Annotated in this window: 15 protein-coding genes; 5 read left to right on the forward strand and 10 right to left on the reverse strand. The window is 64.7% G+C overall.

Annotation, left to right across the window (positions count from 1 at the left end):
* Positions 1-3: 3 nt before the first annotated feature.
* The gene (locus RY1_RS16625) at positions 4-1,638 is read left to right on the forward strand and encodes an alpha/beta hydrolase (RefSeq protein WP_072805215.1); all 1,635 of its coding nucleotides are present in this window, start codon (positions 4-6) and stop codon (positions 1,636-1,638) included.
* A gap of 99 nt (positions 1,639-1,737) precedes the next feature.
* Positions 1,738-1,902, forward strand: a complete 165-nt coding sequence (locus RY1_RS30150) for a hypothetical protein (protein ID WP_169914734.1) — start codon at positions 1,738-1,740, stop codon at positions 1,900-1,902.
* A 33-nt stretch (positions 1,903-1,935) separates the two neighbouring features.
* Here the strand turns inward: RY1_RS30150 and RY1_RS30660 are convergent, their stop codons facing one another.
* The 3 genes from RY1_RS30660 to RY1_RS16640 are packed head-to-tail and all read right to left on the reverse strand — an operon-like array spanning position 1,936 to position 3,924.
* Positions 1,936-2,085, reverse strand: a complete 150-nt coding sequence (locus RY1_RS30660) for a hypothetical protein (protein ID WP_245819702.1) — start codon at positions 2,083-2,085, stop codon at positions 1,936-1,938.
* Entirely contained in the window at positions 2,057-3,244 is a 1,188-nt protein-coding gene (locus RY1_RS16635) for a transketolase family protein (protein WP_245819704.1), read from the reverse strand. The genes RY1_RS30660 and RY1_RS16635 overlap by 29 nt, the downstream gene beginning before the upstream one ends.
* On the reverse strand, positions 3,241-3,924 hold the full coding sequence (locus tag RY1_RS16640; RefSeq protein WP_072804982.1) for a thiamine pyrophosphate-binding protein: 684 nt from the start codon (positions 3,922-3,924) through the stop codon (positions 3,241-3,243). The genes RY1_RS16635 and RY1_RS16640 overlap by 4 nt, the downstream gene beginning before the upstream one ends.
* Before the next feature lie 108 nt (positions 3,925-4,032).
* Between RY1_RS16640 and RY1_RS16645 the strand changes: the two genes are divergently transcribed.
* Positions 4,033-5,007, forward strand: coding sequence for an NAD(P)/FAD-dependent oxidoreductase (locus RY1_RS16645; protein WP_072804983.1), 975 nt, complete (start codon positions 4,033-4,035; stop codon positions 5,005-5,007).
* Positions 5,008-5,111: 104 nt separating this feature from the next.
* Positions 5,112-5,720, forward strand: coding sequence for a TetR/AcrR family transcriptional regulator (locus tag RY1_RS16650; RefSeq protein ID WP_072805216.1), 609 nt, complete (start codon positions 5,112-5,114; stop codon positions 5,718-5,720).
* A gap of 33 nt (positions 5,721-5,753) precedes the next feature.
* Here the strand turns inward: RY1_RS16650 and RY1_RS16655 are convergent, their stop codons facing one another.
* Together RY1_RS16655 and RY1_RS16660 are read right to left on the reverse strand one after the other, a co-directional pair.
* Entirely contained in the window at positions 5,754-6,473 is a 720-nt protein-coding gene (locus RY1_RS16655) for a Clp protease N-terminal domain-containing protein (RefSeq protein ID WP_072804985.1), read from the reverse strand.
* A gap of 31 nt (positions 6,474-6,504) precedes the next feature.
* Complete coding sequence (locus RY1_RS16660; RefSeq protein ID WP_072804986.1) at positions 6,505-6,963, reverse strand: DUF6069 family protein; 459 nt, start codon at positions 6,961-6,963, stop codon at positions 6,505-6,507.
* Between the two features lie 196 nt (positions 6,964-7,159).
* Between RY1_RS16660 and RY1_RS16665 the strand changes: the two genes are divergently transcribed.
* Complete coding sequence (locus RY1_RS16665; protein ID WP_072804987.1) at positions 7,160-9,400, forward strand: putative bifunctional diguanylate cyclase/phosphodiesterase; 2,241 nt, start codon at positions 7,160-7,162, stop codon at positions 9,398-9,400.
* Between the two features lie 23 nt (positions 9,401-9,423).
* Here RY1_RS16665 and RY1_RS16670 read toward each other — a convergent pair whose 3' ends face one another.
* The 5 genes from RY1_RS16670 to kdpA are packed head-to-tail and all read right to left on the reverse strand — an operon-like array spanning position 9,424 to position 17,025.
* The gene (locus RY1_RS16670; RefSeq protein WP_072804989.1) at positions 9,424-10,107 is read right to left on the reverse strand and encodes a response regulator; all 684 of its coding nucleotides are present in this window, start codon (positions 10,105-10,107) and stop codon (positions 9,424-9,426) included.
* A gap of 30 nt (positions 10,108-10,137) precedes the next feature.
* Positions 10,138-12,612, reverse strand: coding sequence for a DUF4118 domain-containing protein (locus RY1_RS16675; protein ID WP_072804991.1), 2,475 nt, complete (start codon positions 12,610-12,612; stop codon positions 10,138-10,140).
* 12 nt (positions 12,613-12,624) lie between these two features.
* The gene (locus RY1_RS29755) at positions 12,625-13,263 is read right to left on the reverse strand and encodes a potassium-transporting ATPase subunit C (protein WP_072804992.1); all 639 of its coding nucleotides are present in this window, start codon (positions 13,261-13,263) and stop codon (positions 12,625-12,627) included.
* 1 nt (position 13,264) lies between these two features.
* On the reverse strand, positions 13,265-15,343 hold the full coding sequence (gene kdpB, locus RY1_RS16685; protein ID WP_072804994.1) for a potassium-transporting ATPase subunit KdpB: 2,079 nt from the start codon (positions 15,341-15,343) through the stop codon (positions 13,265-13,267).
* Entirely contained in the window at positions 15,340-17,025 is a 1,686-nt protein-coding gene (gene kdpA, locus RY1_RS16690; RefSeq protein ID WP_072804996.1) for a potassium-transporting ATPase subunit KdpA, read from the reverse strand. The genes kdpB and kdpA overlap by 4 nt, the downstream gene beginning before the upstream one ends.
* Between the last annotated feature and the right edge of the window lies 1 nt (position 17,026).

Below are 17,026 nucleotides of genomic sequence, written 5' to 3' on the forward strand. Positions count from 1 at the left end.
ACGATGCACAAGCTGCGGCGTTACTTCGCGCGCCTCGAACCTGCCGCACTGTTCTTCGCGATCGTGTTCTTCGTCTTCTCGATGACACCTTCCCTATTGCCGCGCGCCTGGTACCTCCAGGGCGTCGCGACGGGAATCAGCGTCGCCACCGGCTACGGCCTCGGGTGCCTGCTGATCTGGATCGGCCGCGCGTGTGGGATCGAACCGAAGTGGTCGGCATCGGTCAAGCGATACGGCTGGTGGGCGCTCGCTGTGACCGCGATCGTCGTGATCCCACTGTTCCTGATTCTGGGTTCGTGGTGGCAGGAGATCGTGCGCAAGATCGTCGAGGTCGAGGAGCCAGGTCGTGCACTGTATCTCGGCGTACTCGTCGTCGCACTCGCACTCGCCCTGCTGTTGCTGCAGATCGCACGCGGGTTACGGTGGTGCGCAGTAAAACTGGCGACGGTCTGCACACGATTCGTACCCGTTCCCGCTGCGAAGGGCATCGGGATCGCCGTCGTGGCGCTGCTGACCCTGTTCCTTGTCAACGGCGTCGTCAACAACGTGCTCATCGCCACGATCGCCAGCTCGTCGAAGATCTCCGACAAGGGAAGTCACGTCGGCGTCGAACAGCCTGCGGCGCCGGAGAACTCAGGGTCTCCCGACTCGAACGAGGACTGGGACTCACTCGGAATGGAAGGCCGACGGTTCGTGTCCTCCGGACCGACAGCAGAGGACATCGAGGCCTTCACCGGCGAGCCCGCGCTCACCCCGATTCGCGCCTACGTCGGTGCCGCGGACGTGGATTCGATCGACGAGGCAGCGGACCGCGTCGTCGCGGAATTGAAGCGAACCGGCGCATTCGATCGAGCCGTCGTCGCCGTCGCGACGACGACGGGACGTGGCTGGGTCAACGAATCGGTGGCGGGTCCGCTCGAGTACATGTACGGCGGAGACACGGCCATCGCATCTATGCAGTACTCGTTCCTCCCGAGCCCGATCGCGTTTCTCGCCGATCGTGATTCACCCCGCGAAGCCGGCCGTGTGCTGTTCGACCACATCTACGACGTCGTGAACGAGCTTCCGGCTGAGTCGCGGCCCAAGCTCGTCGCATTCGGGGAGAGCCTCGGCGCGTACGGCGGGCAGGACGCCTTCGGCGGCGCACGCGACATGCTCGCACGCACGGACGGGGCGTTGTGGGTCGGCAATCCGAACTTCACGAAGCAATGGTCCGAGATCACCGCCGATCGAGACGCAGGTTCCCGCGAGATCCTGCCGGTGATCGCCGGCGGCCGAAACGTCAGATTTGCCGGAAGACCCGACGACCTCGAAATCGGCACACCGTGGGAGCAGCCGCGCGTGGTGTACTGGCAACACGCATCGGATCCGATCACCTGGTGGTCGCCCGATCTGATTCTGCATCAACCGGATTGGCTGCGAGAGCCACGCGGCGACGACGTCGACCCCGGTGTTCGCTGGTTCCCGTTCGTCACGTTCTGGCAGACGACGTTCGACATGGTCTTCTCCACCGACGTCCCGCAGGGATACGGCCACAACTACGGCGAGGATGCCGTCGACCTCTGGGCCCAGATCCTGCAACCGGACGGGTGGACGAGCTCCGACACCGAACGACTGCGTGAGATCGTCGCCGGTTGAATCGCTGCCGGTTGATCGCTGCCGGTTGATCGCTGCCGGTTGATCGCTGCCGGTTGATCGCTGCCGGTTGATGACAGTGGTTACGGGTATGCGGTGGTTATGACTGGTAAGGATGCACAACAGCCGCACACCGAAGACACTGCCACCGGGTCACAGGACGCCGAGTCCGACGTTCAGTCCGATCCCGCCGAGGGCATCGAATCAGGCGACTGGACCGGCGAAGGCGGTGCCACCCCGAAAGGCCCGGCTACCGACAACGAGTAACGCGACAACGAGTAACGCGACAACGTGCGAGACTCAGGTACCGGTGAGGCGACGTTCGGCTGGAGTGACCAGTCGGACGTCGCATTCCGGTACCACCTTCTCGACCACGGTTCGTCCCCCGAACCAGTCGGCGATGTCGAACACCACGCGAAGGTCACCGAGCCAGTCGATGTCGACGACCACGCCGATCGACCCCGAAGGTACCCCGCTGCACCAGGTTCGCTTGCCCAGATCTCGCAGTGCGATTACCGAATCCCCGTCGCGCACCTTGTTCTCGTGCCACGAATGTTCGATTGCTGTTTTCATAGTCCCCCGACCTCGGATGTACCCGACCCAGTGAACAGCACCTCGGCCACTGTTTCAAGCCGTCGTAGGTCCGTTGACCTGGACATTCAGTGCCTAGGCGTCTCATTTTCGGTATCGAAACGGGGACCGGTTCCGAAGAAGGCGTCGAGAGAATTCCTGATGCCTGTGGTGTCGAGTCCGTGCGCACGTTCGTGGTCCTTCGGCGAACCGTATTCCGCAGCTCCGTGCGCCCGACACCGAGGGCGAGTATCCGATGCGGGACGTGCGCGAGAGCATCGGCGAGGAACGGGGTCGAGGTGCCGACGAGGTACGGCTCGACGAGTGCGACGTCCGGCCGCGTCAGCGTCGCGGTGACGGTTGCCGCATCGAAGGGACGGATCGTGTCGGCGTACAGAACCGTCACGTCTCGTTGTTCGAGCGCGCCGAGGACACGATCGGCGGTCGGGCCGACGGCGATCACCGTCCCGGCCGTCCCGGTGCGCAGGACGGTGAATCCGTCGCCCTCGGAAAGCCGCGTCCGGTTGGACAGACCGTCGAGCCGGATGTAGGTCCTCTCCTCCGATCGCGCGGCTCGGCGCAGCGCATCCTCGGCCTCGTCGGCGGTACCGGGAACGTGCACGGTCCATCCTTCGAGGGTGTCGAGGACGGCGACGTCCCGATGCCCGAAGTGCGTCTGACCCCCGGCGGCCATGCTGTAGGAGCCACCGGCACTGACCAGAATCGCGCCGACGCCTTGATGCCCGAGGTCGAGTTTCACTTGCTCGTACGGGCGCTCGACGAGGAACGGCGGGAAGGTGTGGACGACTGGGCGCATTCCGGCGAGAGCCATTCCTCCGGCCAACGAGATCATCAGTTGTTCCCGTATCCCGACGTTGACCACTCGGGGACGCACCGCGTCGGTCAGGTGGGGCTCGATGTAGGCCGCACCGATCTCGGCAAGGACGAGGGCGAGTCGCTCGTCCTGGGCGAGCAGTTCGGGCATCAACCGGTAGAAGCGTTCTCGCTGGTCCACCTCGGAACCGACAAACGTGGTCATGATCGATCCTTGTCTTCGACGCGGGCGACGACGGCATGCGGTTCATCCGATTCGTGTGCAGTGAAGGCATTTCGGAGTTCTCGGTGATCGCGGCCGTTCACGTTCTCGACGTTCCACCCCTCGATCTCGAAGCGTCGCCCGATGCCTCCGGGCCAGCCGAGGCCTGCGGATCGGTTGTCGATCACGACGGCAGTGAGGTTTCGCAGCCCTGCGCGTCCGGCGAACTGGATGGCTTCGGCGTTGCTGCCCTCGTCCAGTTCGGCGTCCCCGAGCAGGACGAACACTCTCGCGTGGCTACCGCGCAACCGCAGCGCCGACGCCACCCCGGCGGCCAGGCCGAGACCGTGCCCCAGCGAGCCCGAGGAAATTTCGACCCCCCGAATGAGGGTTCGGTCGGGATGATATCCGAGGACCGAATCGAACTCCCCGAACGTGTCGAGTAGATCGGGTGCCAGAAAGCCCTGTGCCGCAAGGACTGCGTAGTACGCCATCGGTCCGTGCCCCTTGGACAGGAGGAACCGATCGCGGTCCGGGTTCTCCGGATCGGCCGGGTCGATGCGGAGAACGTCTCGATACAGGACCCAGAGGACGTCGAGGGTGGAGGTGGCGCTGACGTCGTGCTTCTCGTCGCCGGTCATTCTGGTCATGAGCGCCGGCAGCTCGTCGTAGGTTGCTGTCATGACTCCACCGTGCAACCTGAAGTTATGTCGAGGTCAAGTGAAAACCGATAGTTGCCAATTCAGCAATTTGAATTGCCGAATCATGCGACCGTGCGTCACACTGTGTCCATGACATCGAATCCCGAGTACGACGTGATCATCATCGGCGGCGGGGCAGCCGGACTCGCGGCAGCCGTGACGCTGGGCCGAGCCCGTCGGCGCGTCCTCGTCGTCGACGCCGGCGCTCCCCGTAACGCGGTTGCAGCTCATGCCCACAACTACCTGGGGCTAGAAGGCATTCCGCCGCTCGAACTGCTCGCACGTGGCCGCGAGGAAGCCCGCTCGTACGGCGCGGAAATTCGACAGGGATCGGCGGTCTCGGCGTCCGGCACCATCGGCGACTTCACCGTCACTCTCACCGCCGGCCCTGATGTTCTGACCAGCAGTGCTGACGTGACCGCGAGCAGGGTTCTGGTGACCACCGGGCTGACCGACGAACTTCCGGCCATTCCCGGTCTCGCCGACCGGTGGGGGCGCGAGGTGCTGCACTGTCCGTTCTGCCACGGCTGGGAGGTGCGCGACAAGACGGTCGGAATCATCGGTAGCCCGTTCGCGGTGCATCAGGCGCTGATGTGGCGGCAGTGGGTCGACGACGTCGTACTGTTCACCCACGAGTCCGTCCCGACCGCGGAACAGAATGCACAGTTGGCCGCGCGCGGCGTGCGGGTCGTGCCAGGCTCGATAACGAGTGTGGCGGTCGAGAACGACACGCTGGTCGGAGTGAACCTGCACGGCGAGAACACTGTTCCGGTCGACGCGGTGGTCACCAAACCGACCTTCGCCGCAAACGCGGACATTCTGGTGGCCCTCGGACTCGAGGTGACCGAGATGATGATGGGCGAGGAGCCGATGGGCGCCACGTTCGTCGCCACGAACCAGGCAGGGGGCACGTCGGTGCCCGGTGTGTTCGCGGCGGGCAACGTCGCCGCCCCGATGGAGAACGTGATCGGTTCTGCCGCAGCAGGTGTGCGCGCGGCCGGTGGCATCATGGCAACGTTCGTAGAGGAGGATTCGCGCATCGCCGCCCCGGTTGCTACGCGCTAGATCGAGGAACGCCGCCGCGGCCTGCCTGTGGGCAACCCGAATCCACGAAACCAGACCATCGGACGTAGACTCGTCGTCCACATGAATCCAACGAAGGGGTGGGCGTGACGGACCGGCCTGCGTCACTCCGACGGGGCCGTGGACGCCGTCCCGCCGGTGAGGTCCGCGCTGCCGCACTCCGCGCCGCATCCGACATCCTCTTCGAGAGCGGCATGGCCGCAATCACTTTCGAGAAGGTCGCCTCGAAGGCGGGCGTGAGCAAGATGACGCTCTACAAGTGGTGGCCGTCGCCGGGAGCGCTTGCGTACGAGGCATATTCGGTTGCAGTCGAGGACACACTGGCATTCGAGGACACCGGCGATATCATCGTCGACCTGAAGACGCAGCTGCGCGCATTCGTGTCACTGTTGACGACCGATCGCGCAGGCCGGGTCATCGCAGAGCTCATCGGCGCTGCACAGACCGATCCCGCACTCGCCGACGAGTTCGTCCGCTCGTATGCAGGTCCACGCCGCAGCCTGGCGGTCGAGCGACTCATCTCCGCTCGCCGTGCCGGGCAGATTGCCGACGGGGTCGATCTGAACGGCGTCGTGGATCAGCTCTGGGGAGCCTGCTACCACCGGTTGTTGTTGCCGACCCTGCCACTGACCCCGGAGTTCGGCGACGCTCTCGTCGACAACCTCGCGTTGGGGATCACCCGGCCCCGCCGTTGACGTGGAGCACCTCGGGCGCGTCGCTGTCCGCGCTCAGACGTCGAGGCCGGCGAGCACCTCCACCACCTGAGACTCGATATCCTCCTTGTCCAGCCCAAGATCGGCGAGAACCCCCGTGCCCGACTCGAATTCGAGCAAGGCGAGCAGGATGTGCTCGGTGCCGATGTAGTTGTGCCCGAGACGAAGAGCCTGACGGAACGTCAGCTCGACGACCTTCTTCGAGCCGGCGTCGTACGGAATCAAGGCAGGCATCGTCTCGGCCGCAGCAGGGAGCAGCGGCGTAACGGCATCACGAACGGACTGCTCGGTGCGCCCCGCGGACAGCAGAAGCCTCGCACCGATCGACTCGGTGTCGCCGAGCAGGCCGAGAATCAGGTGCACGGGCATGATCTCCGCGTTGTGTGCCGCGTGCGCCTCGTTCTGCGATCCCACCATCACGTTCTTCGCACGGGGCGTGAATCGCTTGAAGCCCTCTCGGGGATCCATATCGGAATCGGAGCCCTTCGGCACGAAACGCTTCTGCGCAGCCTGTTTCGACACGCCCATGCTTCGCCCGATATCGGTCCACGACGCGCCTGACCGTCGGGCCTGGTCCACGAAGTGGCCGATCAGATGATCGGCGAGATCGCCGAGTGAATCCGCGGCGATGACGGCGTCGGACAGCTGTTCGAGCTCGTCGTCGTGCACCTTCTTGATGGCGTCGATCAGGTCGTCGAGGCGGACTGGGACGGTGATTTTCGTTGGCTCGGTCATGCGTCAACGATAGGTTGACGCATGGCTATCGTCAACCCTTGGTTGACGATTTGATGCTCGCGCCGCGTCTCATCGACTCAAGACCAAGCGGGACCACGACAGCGATGACGACGTGCATCAGCGACAACGTCACCGTGCTCGGAGTGTCGAAGTCGGCAGCAAGAGTCAGCGCGATCGTCCCCAGGGGCGCGAGGATGCCCACGACCTGGGCGATTCTGATCACCGGGAGCCACCACCTCGACACGACGGCTGCGATCGCCGTCCCGAGAAGAACGGGAATCACCGTCAGCGTCACCACGCCGCCAGGAGCCACGGCCATCGTCGTATCGCCGTCGGTGAGTTCGAACGAGGCGTCTGCCACCAGACCGATCAGCCAGAGCACGAGATTGCCGACGAGCGCGGCCACCGTCGTGACAATGATTGCCTGAGGGCGCGCGAGGGCAGGTACGGCGAGGGAGGTGAACGACCGAGATTCGGGTGAAACGGTCATGAGGAACTCCTGTCGTGGGATTGTCGAAGGCCGATCCAGAGGATGGACCACGGCACCGACAGAAATTCATCGCCGAGCGGTTATGCACGCGGTTAGGACCACCTACAGTAATCTCCCACTGGGTGGCATATTCGCCGCGGTTCGGTGACGACGACCATGCAATCATCACGCGAAACGAGCAAAGGGGGAGCCTTCGATGCACACGAAGGTTCCCACGATCACCAAAGCCCTCGTCGGTGCGCCCAAACTGGTCGGAATCCTGTCGGTCGTGCTCGCTGCCGCCGTGGTGTTCTACGTCGGCGATTCATCGGTTCGGTCGATCGTGCTGGGAAGTTTCGCGCTGGCGTCGGTGGTGTCGATCAGCGTCGGGATTCGCCGCTACCGACCTGCCGACTCGACATCGTGGTGGTGCCTGTTCGGCGCTTCGGCACTGTTTCTCATCGGAGTAGGCCTGCGCGGCGACCCGGCGGTGTATCCCGACGGCATCACCGCGCTGTCCAATGCACTGACGTTGGGTGGATACGTGCTCATCGGCACGGCACTCGCCCGGTGGATCCTCGAACGTCGATCCAGAGACGACATCACACCGCTGATCGACGCCGCACTGATCTCCATCGGCACCATGTTCCTGTCCTGGGTTCTGTTGATATCGCCGATACTCGGCGGTGAGGTCAGCACCTTCGCCGCTGTCGGCAACGGACTGTATCCGGCGATCGATGCAGGGATGATCACACTCGCGACCCACCTGCTCGTCTCCTCCGAGCGGCGCAATCGTTCACTGCGCCTGCTGCTGCTCGCGCTGGTGGCGATACTGATCGGCGACGTCGCCTACGCGTATTCGATCTCGCGCACCGATCAACTGTCTGCGGGAATTCTCGACGGCATCTATCTGCTCGCCTATGCCGCGGTGGCACTGGCTGCGCTCAGCCCTCAGATGGCGACCATGTCGCATCGCCAGAACGGCTCACCTCGGCACCGACGCCGCCAGGTCGTGTTCGTCCTCGTCCTGGCGGCGGTCTGTGCCTCCATCCCCATACTCGGCACCGCTCAGTCGACAGCCGATCTGGCTGTGCGCTCGGCACTCCTCGCAGCAATGCTCATCGGTACGTTCCTGCGCGGCGAACGCGCGATGAGTCTGGTCGAACGTAGCGAGGACGACGCGCGGTACCGAGCCGCACACGACGCACTCACGGGGCTGCCCAATCGAACCATTCTCGACGAGGAGTTCGCGCGGCTCTCCGCACAGGACGGCCGCGGTCGTATCTTCGTTCTCTTCGTCGATCTCGACAATTTCAAGATGGTCAACGATTCCTACGGGCACCGGGTCGGCGACGAGATGATCGCCGCCGCAGCACATCGACTGCGGGCGACGGTCCGTTCCTCGGACACCGTGGTTCGGTACGCGGGCGACGAGTTCATCGTGATCGGCCGATCGACGAGACCCCAGATCGAGGCACTCGCGCAGGCAGTCATCGATCGCATCGCGGAACCGTTCGCACTCAGTGCCGCCGCCACCTACGTCACCGCTTCGGTCGGTATCGCGACGGCAGACAATCGATCCAACGACCTCGACGAGGTCATACGCGAGGCAGATATCGCGATGTATCAGGCGAAAGCCCATGGCGCCTCGCGTTTCTCGATCTTCGACGAGTCACTACGGGCGTCGTCGACGGCAGCCATCGAGACAGCGACAGCACTGCGAGGCGCCGTCGCCAGAGGTGAACTCGAGGTCCACTACCAACCGATCGTGGCCACCGTGTCGCGGAACACCGTGGTGTACGAGGCGCTGGTCCGGTGGAATCGCGACGGCGAACTCCGGTTGCCCGGCGAGTTCGTCTCCATCGCCGAGACGACCAATCTCATGGGCGATATCGGCGCATGGGTTCTGCGGACCGCGCTCGCCGACCTGGCCACACTGCGCGCCCACGGACACACGGTCACGATGTCGGTCAACGTGTCACCGACACAGTTGCGCGACGATTCGCTTCCGGTGCTCGTGGCTGCACTGCTCGACGAGTTCGAGCTCGACGGTGCGGATCTGGCGCTGGAAGTCACCGAGACCGCGCTGATCGACGACATCGTCGCCGCGAAGGACATACTCGAGCGACTCGCGGCCATGAACGTGCTGATCGTGCTCGACGATTTCGGAGTCGGATACTCCTCGATCGGGCGCCTACGCGAGCTTCCCATCGCGATACTGAAGATCGATCGGTCCTTCATCGCCGAGATCGACTCGAGCAAATCGGCCGGATCCATCGTCACCGCGATCGCGTCGATGGCGCGTGCGCTCCCGATCTCGATCGTGGCCGAGGGAGTGGAGACCGAAGCGCAGGCGGCCGCCATCGAGGCTCTCGATTGCCGCTTCGCACAGGGCTTTCTCTACGGCAGACCTGCACCGTTGCACCACTGGATAGAACTCGCCCGGGTGAACGGCTAGCAGCTGATGCGGTGTCCGTGACCTCACTGGAATCGATATCCCATTCCCGTTTCGGTGATCAGGTGCTTGGGATGCGACGGATCGTCTTCGAGCTTCTGGCGCAGCTGGCCGAGATAGATTCGGAGATAATGAGTCTCGCGCTCGTGCCGCGGACCCCACACCGTCTGCAGTATCTCCCGCTGCGACACCAGCTTTCCTCGATTGCGCGCGAGGATCTCGAGCACTCCCCATTCGGTACGGGTCAGGTGAACCTTCTGTCCATCACGCATCACGGTTTTGTTCGACAGGTCGACGGTGAAGGTCTCGGTCACCACCACAGCGTTCTCGGTCGCGTGCGGCCCACGGCGCTGAGCCGCCCGCAGCCGCGCCAACAGCTCGTCCATGCCGAACGGTTTGGTGACGAAGTCGTCGGCACCGGCATCGAGGGCTTCGACGGTATCCGCGGAATCGGTTCGCGCAGAGAGAATCACGATCGGAACATCGGTCCAGCCTCGTAAACCACCGATGACGTCGATCCCGTCGATATCGGGCAGCCCCAGATCCAGGATCACGATCTCGGGACGGAAATTGGCGGCGACGCGCAGCGCCTCGGCACCCGACACCGCGACGGCGACCTCGTAACCGCGGACATTGAGGTTGATGCGCAGCGCTCGGACGATCTGCGGCTCGTCGTCGACCACGAGAACGCGCGTCCTGGCCCCCGTCATCGGATTACCGCCGTCATCGGATTACCGCTGTCATCGAATTACTGCCTTCAGATCGACGGTGATCGTCAGTCCGCCGCCCGGGGTGTCCGACGCCGCGACCGATCCACCCATTGCGTCCACGAATCCTCGGACGACGGACAGCCCGAGGCCGACGCCGACGCTGTTGTTGCGGTCGCCGAGCCGCTGGAACGCGTCGAACATCGTGCTTTCGGTGCCCTGTTCGATGCCGGGACCGCTGTCGGCGACCATGATCGAGACCTGTTCGCCGTTGCGGGTTGCGCCGATTCTGATGTCGCTGCCGGCTGCATGGCGCGCGCTGTTGTCGACGAGGTTGGCCAGAACACGCTCCAGCAGTCCTATGTCCGCCAGTACCTCGATGTCACCGACGTCGATGTGCACGCGTTCGGCGGGTGCGACGGAGCCGACGAGTGCGCGGTGAACCACGTCCTCGACGAACACCGGTTGCAGATTCGGCCGAACGGCACCCGCCTGCAGTCTCGAGGAGTCGAGCAGATTCCCGACGAGGGCCGTGAGTTGATCGGTGGATTCGTCTATCGTCGCGAGCAATTCGGCCGTGTCCTCGGGGGAGAACTCGACGTCGGTGCTTCGGAGCGAGGACGACGCAGCCTTGACGGCGGCCAATGGGGTCCGCAGGTCGTGGCTGACGGCCGACAGCAACGCTCGGCGCAGCACGTCCGCCTCCGCCAGTGCGCGTGCGCGGCTGGCTTCCTCGGTCAGTCGCGCCTGCCGTACGAGCCCTGCCGCCTGGTTGGCGACCGCGGTGAGAACTCGTCGGTCGTGCGCGCGAGTCCGCGTCCCCGCCAGAACCATCGTGAATTCGCCTCCCGGCGCATCGATTCGAGTGTCGGCCTGCTCCATCGTCGGCGCCGGTGCAGGCCCGACGCTGCCCACCGGTTCACCCGTCGCATCCTCGACGAGCGCCACGGCGCGTTGACCGTACGTTTCGCGGACCCGGCCGAGCAGCGCGTCGAGATCTGCGCCCCGCAGCACGGATCCGGCGAACAGAGTCAGCAATTCGGCTTCCTGCGAGGCGCGGCGTGCCTCCCTCGCACGCCGAGATGCGGTGTCCACCAACACGGCGACCGCAACTGCCACGATCAACAGCACGACCGTCACGACGAAATTCTCGGGTTCTGCGACGGTGAGGCTGTAGCGGGGCGCGGTGAAGAAGAAGTTCAGCAGAAATCCGGCGATGAGCGCCGACAGTGCCGCAGGCGCAACACCTCCCAACAATGCGACACACAGCACCACCATGAAGAACAGTGCGCTCTCACCGCTCGAATCGAACTGGGGATCGACGAGTGCGAGCACTCCGGCGGCACCGCACGGGACGGCAACAGCGGCAATCCACGACAGAATCCGGCGGCTGCGTGGATCGGTGGTCGCCCGCCGTCGCCACCGAAAGCCCGTCTCCCCGTGCGTCACCATGTGGACGTCGATGGTGCCGGAATTCTGGACGACGGCCGATCCGATTCCCTCGTCGAGAATCCGCGCGAACCGGGAGCGCCTGGAGGTCCCGATGACCAGCTGGGTCGCATTGACCCCGCGCGCGAACTCGAGCAGCGTGGAGGGGACGTCGTCGCCGACGACACTGTGCATGCTGGCGCCGAGAGCCGTGGCCAGCGTTCGGACGGCCCCCATCTGCGGCGCGGAGACACCGGCCAATCCGTCGCCGCGCACGATGTGCAGCACCATCAACTCGGCACTCGATCGCGAGGCGATGCGGCTGGCTCGTCGAACCAGCGTTTCCGACTCCGGGCCTCCCGTCACCGCCACGACGACTCGTTCGCGCGCCTCCCAGGTGTCGGTGATGTGTTTGTCGTTGCGGTACTTCACCAATGCGGCATCGACCTGGTCGGCGATCCACAGCAGCGACAGCTCTCGCAGCGCGGTCAGATTCCCGCGCCGAAAGTAGTTGTCGAGTGCCGCGTCGATCTTGTCCGGTGCATAGATGTTGCCGTGTGACAGCCTGCGGCGCAGCGCTTCCGGAGTGATATCGACGAGTTCGACTTGCGCGGCGGCGCGGACGACGTTGTCGGGGACCGTCTCCCGTTGTACGACACCGGTGATCTGCTGGACGACGTCGTTGAGAGATTCCAGATGCTGAACGTTCAGCGTGGAGACGACGTCGAGTCCTGCGTCGAGCAACACCTCGACGTCCTGCCATCGTTTCGCATTGACCGAGCCGGGTGTGTTGGTGTGTGCGAGCTCGTCGACCAACACCAGATCCGGGCGACGAGCCAGCACGGCGACGAGATCCAGTTCGAGGCCGACGGTTCCCCGGTACTCGATCTCGATCGGCGGAACGACCTCGATGCCCTCCATCGCAGCCGCCGTTCGTGCGCGGCCGTGTGTTTCCACGAGCGCCGCGACGACGTCGCATCCCCGTTCCCGGCGTCGATGCGCTTCACCGAGCATCGCGAACGTCTTCCCGACGCCGGGTGCCGCACCCAGGTAGATCCGCAACTCACCGCGAGCGTTCACAGATGTCTTCTCCTACTCGGTACTGCAGGCCGGCGCGGTCAGCCCGAGAGCCACGTTGAGCTCGGGGACGTCGACTGCAGCTGCCCCGAGTACACCGTACTGCGGTGGGTCGGTGTAGTCGCGCACCAACGCTTCGACGTCGGACACGCTCATCCCGTTGACCTGTGCGACGCGCGCCACCTGGATCGCCGCATAGGCGGGGCTGATGTCCGGGTCGATACCCGATCCGGAGCCGGTGAGGGCGTCGACCGGCACCTGCGCGGGATCCACGTTCTCCCGCTCGGCGACGTAGGCCCGCCTCTGAGCGACGAACGATGCGAGCACTTCGCTGCTCGGACCCTGGTTGGTGGGCAGCGCCGCGCTCGGATCGCCCGGTGCGAACGCGTCCTCGTCCGCCACCGACCCGGTGACGCGGGGATGGAAGTACGGGTCGGGTTGCCCGGCGGGGACCTGTGGGTCGACGCCGATCAACGAGCTCCCGACGACGCAGCCGCCAGCGTCACGCAGCGGTGATCCTTCCGCCGAGTGCGTGTCGAGGCGACTGATGCCCCACACCGCGGCCGGGTATCCGATTCCGAGCACGACGGTGAACACCGCCAGTACCGCGAACCCCGCGAGCATCTGACGCAGAAAACCCTGAGCGAAGCGCATGTCAACCAATCCCTGGAATGAGTCGAACGAGCAGATCGATGAGCCAGATGCCGACGAACGGCGCGACGACTCCGCCTATCCCGTAGATCAGCAGATTCCTTCGCAGAAGGCCGGCCGCGGAGGACGGACGGTAGCGAACACCTTTGAGTGCCAACGGGATCAACACCACGATGACCAACGCGTTGAAGATGACGGCGGACAGTATCGCGGACTGCGGTGTCGCCAGCCGCATGATGTTCAGCCCGTCCAGTTGCGGGTAGAGGCCACTGAACATCGCCGGCAGGATGGCGAAGTACTTGGCCAGGTCGTTGGCCAGGGAGAACGTCGTCAGCGCACCGCGCGTGATCAGCAGTTGTTTCCCGATTTCGACGATCTCGATCAGCTTGGTCGGATCCGAGTCCAGATCGACCATGTTGCCCGCTTCCTTCGCCGCGGAGGTGCCCGTGTTCATGGCAACCCCGACGTCGGCCTGCGCGAGGGCCGGGGCGTCGTTGGTTCCGTCCCCGGTCATCGCCACCAGCCGGCCGCCCTCCTGTTCGGTCCGAATCAACGCGAGCTTGTCCTCGGGTGTGGCCTCGGCGAGGAAGTCGTCGACCCCGGCCTCGGCCGCGATGGCCCTGGCCGTCAACGGATTGTCGCCGGTGACCATGACGGTCCTGATACCCATGGCTCGCAACTGCGCGAACCGATCCGCGATGTGCGGCTTGACCACATCCGACAGCTCCACCACTCCCAGCACCCGCGCGATCCCATCGAACACCACCGCAACGACCAGCGGTGTACCGCCGAGCTGGGCGATCCGAGAGACGATGGCGTCGAGCTCCGGGTCGTGTGGCTCGCCGCCGTTGTCACCGACCCACGCAGCCACCGAATCCGCTGCGCCCTTGCGGATTCGGCTACCGTCGAGATCGACACCGCTCATTCGGGTATGGGCGGTGAATGCGACGAATTCTCCCGCGCTCTCCGACGCCTCGGCCGTCGGCGCCAGATCGAAATCGCGGCAACACAATTCGACGATGCTGCGGCCCTCGGGCGTCCCGTCGGCCAACGACGACACCCTGGCTGCGCGTGCAAGTTCGACAGTACCGACACCGGGGACCGGATGCAGTCCGGTAGCACGTCTGTTGCCGAATGTGATGGTCCCTGTCTTGTCCATCAACAGTGTGCCGATGTCACCTGCAGCCTCGACGGCCCGTCCGGACATCGCCAGTACGTTCCGCTGAACCAGTCGGTCCATCCCGGCAATGCCGATGGCGGACAGCAGCGCACCGATGGTGGTCGGGATCAAACACACGAGCAGTGCAATCAGTTGCACCGGATCCTGCGCCTGACCCGCGTAGGCACCCATGGGACCGATCGCGACGACCGCAAGCAGAAAGATCGTCGTCAACGATGCCAACAGGATGTTCAAGGCAATCTCGTTCGGTGTCTTGCGCCGCGACGCACCCTCGACGAGTCCGATCATCCTGTCCACGAACGTCTCACCCTGTGCGGCGGTGATTCGCACGACGATCTCGTCGGACAGCACCGTCGTACCGCCGGTGACCGCGGATCGATCGCCACCGGATTCACGGACGACGGGTGCGGATTCGCCGGTGATGGCGGACTCGTCGACACTGGCGATCCCGTCCACGACATCGCCGTCGCCGGGAATCACCTCACCTGCCGCCACGAGAACCTCGTCGCCGACCCTCAGGTCGATGCCGCGGACCTCCTCCAGCCGGCCGTCCCGTGTGCGTCGTCGTGCAGCACTGTCCTGCTTGACCTTTCGCAGGCTCGCTGCCTGCGCCTTGCCTCGACCTTCGGCGACCGACTCGGCGAGGTTCGCGAACAACACCGTGAACCAGAGCCAGCCGGCGATCGACCACGCGAAGACCGACGGCTCGAGCGCGGCGAGGACCGACGTGATCGCAGATCCCACGAAGACCACGAACATGACAGGGTTTCGGGCGAGGTGGCGCGGGTCCAGTTTGCCGAACGCCCCCGGCAGGGCCGTCCACATCTGCCGGCCGTCGAATTTGCCTGCTGGAACTGCAGTTCCGGATTCGACGGGCGTTTCCGGTGACATCAGAGCGGTCATTGCATTGCCTCCGCGATCGGGCCCAGAGCGAGGGCAGGAAAGAAGGTGAGTGCGGCGACGAGCACCGCAGTACCGAGAAGAAGTCCGCCGAACAGGGGACCTGTGGTGGGCAGTGTGCCGGCGTCGGTTGCCGTCCGTCTGGATCGGACCAACGATCCGGCGAGTGCCAGCACGAAGACGATGGGAAGGAATCGACCGAACAGCATCGCCAGCCCGAGCGAGGTCTGGAACCAGTCGCTGGTGACGGTCAAGCCACCGAAGGAACTGCCGTTGTTGTTCGCGGCGGACGCATACGCGTAGAGAACTTCGGTGAATCCGTGTATCGATCCGGGGGTGCCCGGGTCGCCCGAGTTGCCCTGAAATCCTGTCGTCGAACCGAGGATCACCGTGATCGATGTTCCGAGCAGTACGAGCGCAGGCATCACCAGGACCGACAGTGCAGCCATGGTGATCTCGCGGCGGCCGAGTTTCTTGCCGAGGAATTCCGGTGTGCGACCGACGAGCAGTCCACCGACGAACACCGCGATGATCGCCAGCACGAGCATTCCGTACAGGCCGGTACCGACGCCGCCGGGGGCGATCTCCCCGAACAGCATGTTCAGCAGTACTGCGCCACCACCCAGCGGTGACAGACTGTCGTGGGCGGCATTGACTGCGCCCGTCGAGGTTCCGGTGGTCGAGACCGCGAACAACGCAGATCCCGGGATCCCGAACCGGACTTCTTTTCCTTCCATCATCGCGCCCGCTGCCTGAGCGGCGACGCCTCGGGTGCCCGATTCCGCGGCGAGCGTGACCGCGAGCAGACCGCCCCACAGTGCTCCCATGACGGCCAGCACGGTCAGTCCTTGCCTGCGACTTCCGACCATGGTTCCGAAGGTTCGCGTCAGGCAGACCGGGATCAGCAGGAGTGCGATGATCTGGACGACGTTGCTCAGCGGTGTCGGATTCTCGAACGGGTGCGCAGAGTTCGCCGCGAGTATCCCGCCGCCGTTGGTGCCCAGTTCCTTGATGGCTTCCTGCGACGCAACCGGGGCAAGTGCGTTGTGGGCGAGGGTTCCGTCGAGACCGGTGGAGGAAAATCCCGTCGAGAAGGACTGAACGACGCCCTGCGTCAACAGGATCAGTGCGATCACGAAGGACAGTGGGAGCAGAATTCGCACCGTTCCACGAGTGAGGTCGACCCAGAAGTTGCCGATCTCACCACCGCTCCGCACACGAACGAATCCGCGCACGAGTGCAACTGCGACCGCGAGACCCACTGCCGCGGACAGGAAGTTCTGGACCGCGAGACCCAGTGGCTGAGTAAGATTCGACATCGTCGTCTCGGGGACGTACGACTGCCAGTTGGTGTTGCTGACGAACGAGACGGCGGTGTTGAACGCAACGGCCGGGCTCACCCCGGCCAGGCCGCCGTTCATCGGCAGTACACCTTGGATCCGTTGCAGCACATAGAGGAAGAGCACCCCCGCTGCCGAGAATCCGAGGACGCTGGTGGCGTAGCCGACCCAGGTCTGTTCGACTCCGGGGCTGATCCGGCAGATGCGGTACACCAGGATCTCGACTCGCGTGTGACGTGCGCTCTCGAACACGCGGGCCATGTAGTCACCGAGCGGGACATAGAGCAGGGCGAGCACTGCGATCACGACGGCGATCTGCAGGCCCGCGAGAAGTGCGGGGTTCATC

The organism is Rhodococcus yunnanensis NBRC 103083 (assembly GCF_001895005.1).
GTDB classification, from domain to species: Bacteria; Actinomycetota; Actinomycetes; order Mycobacteriales; family Mycobacteriaceae; genus Rhodococcoides; species Rhodococcoides yunnanense.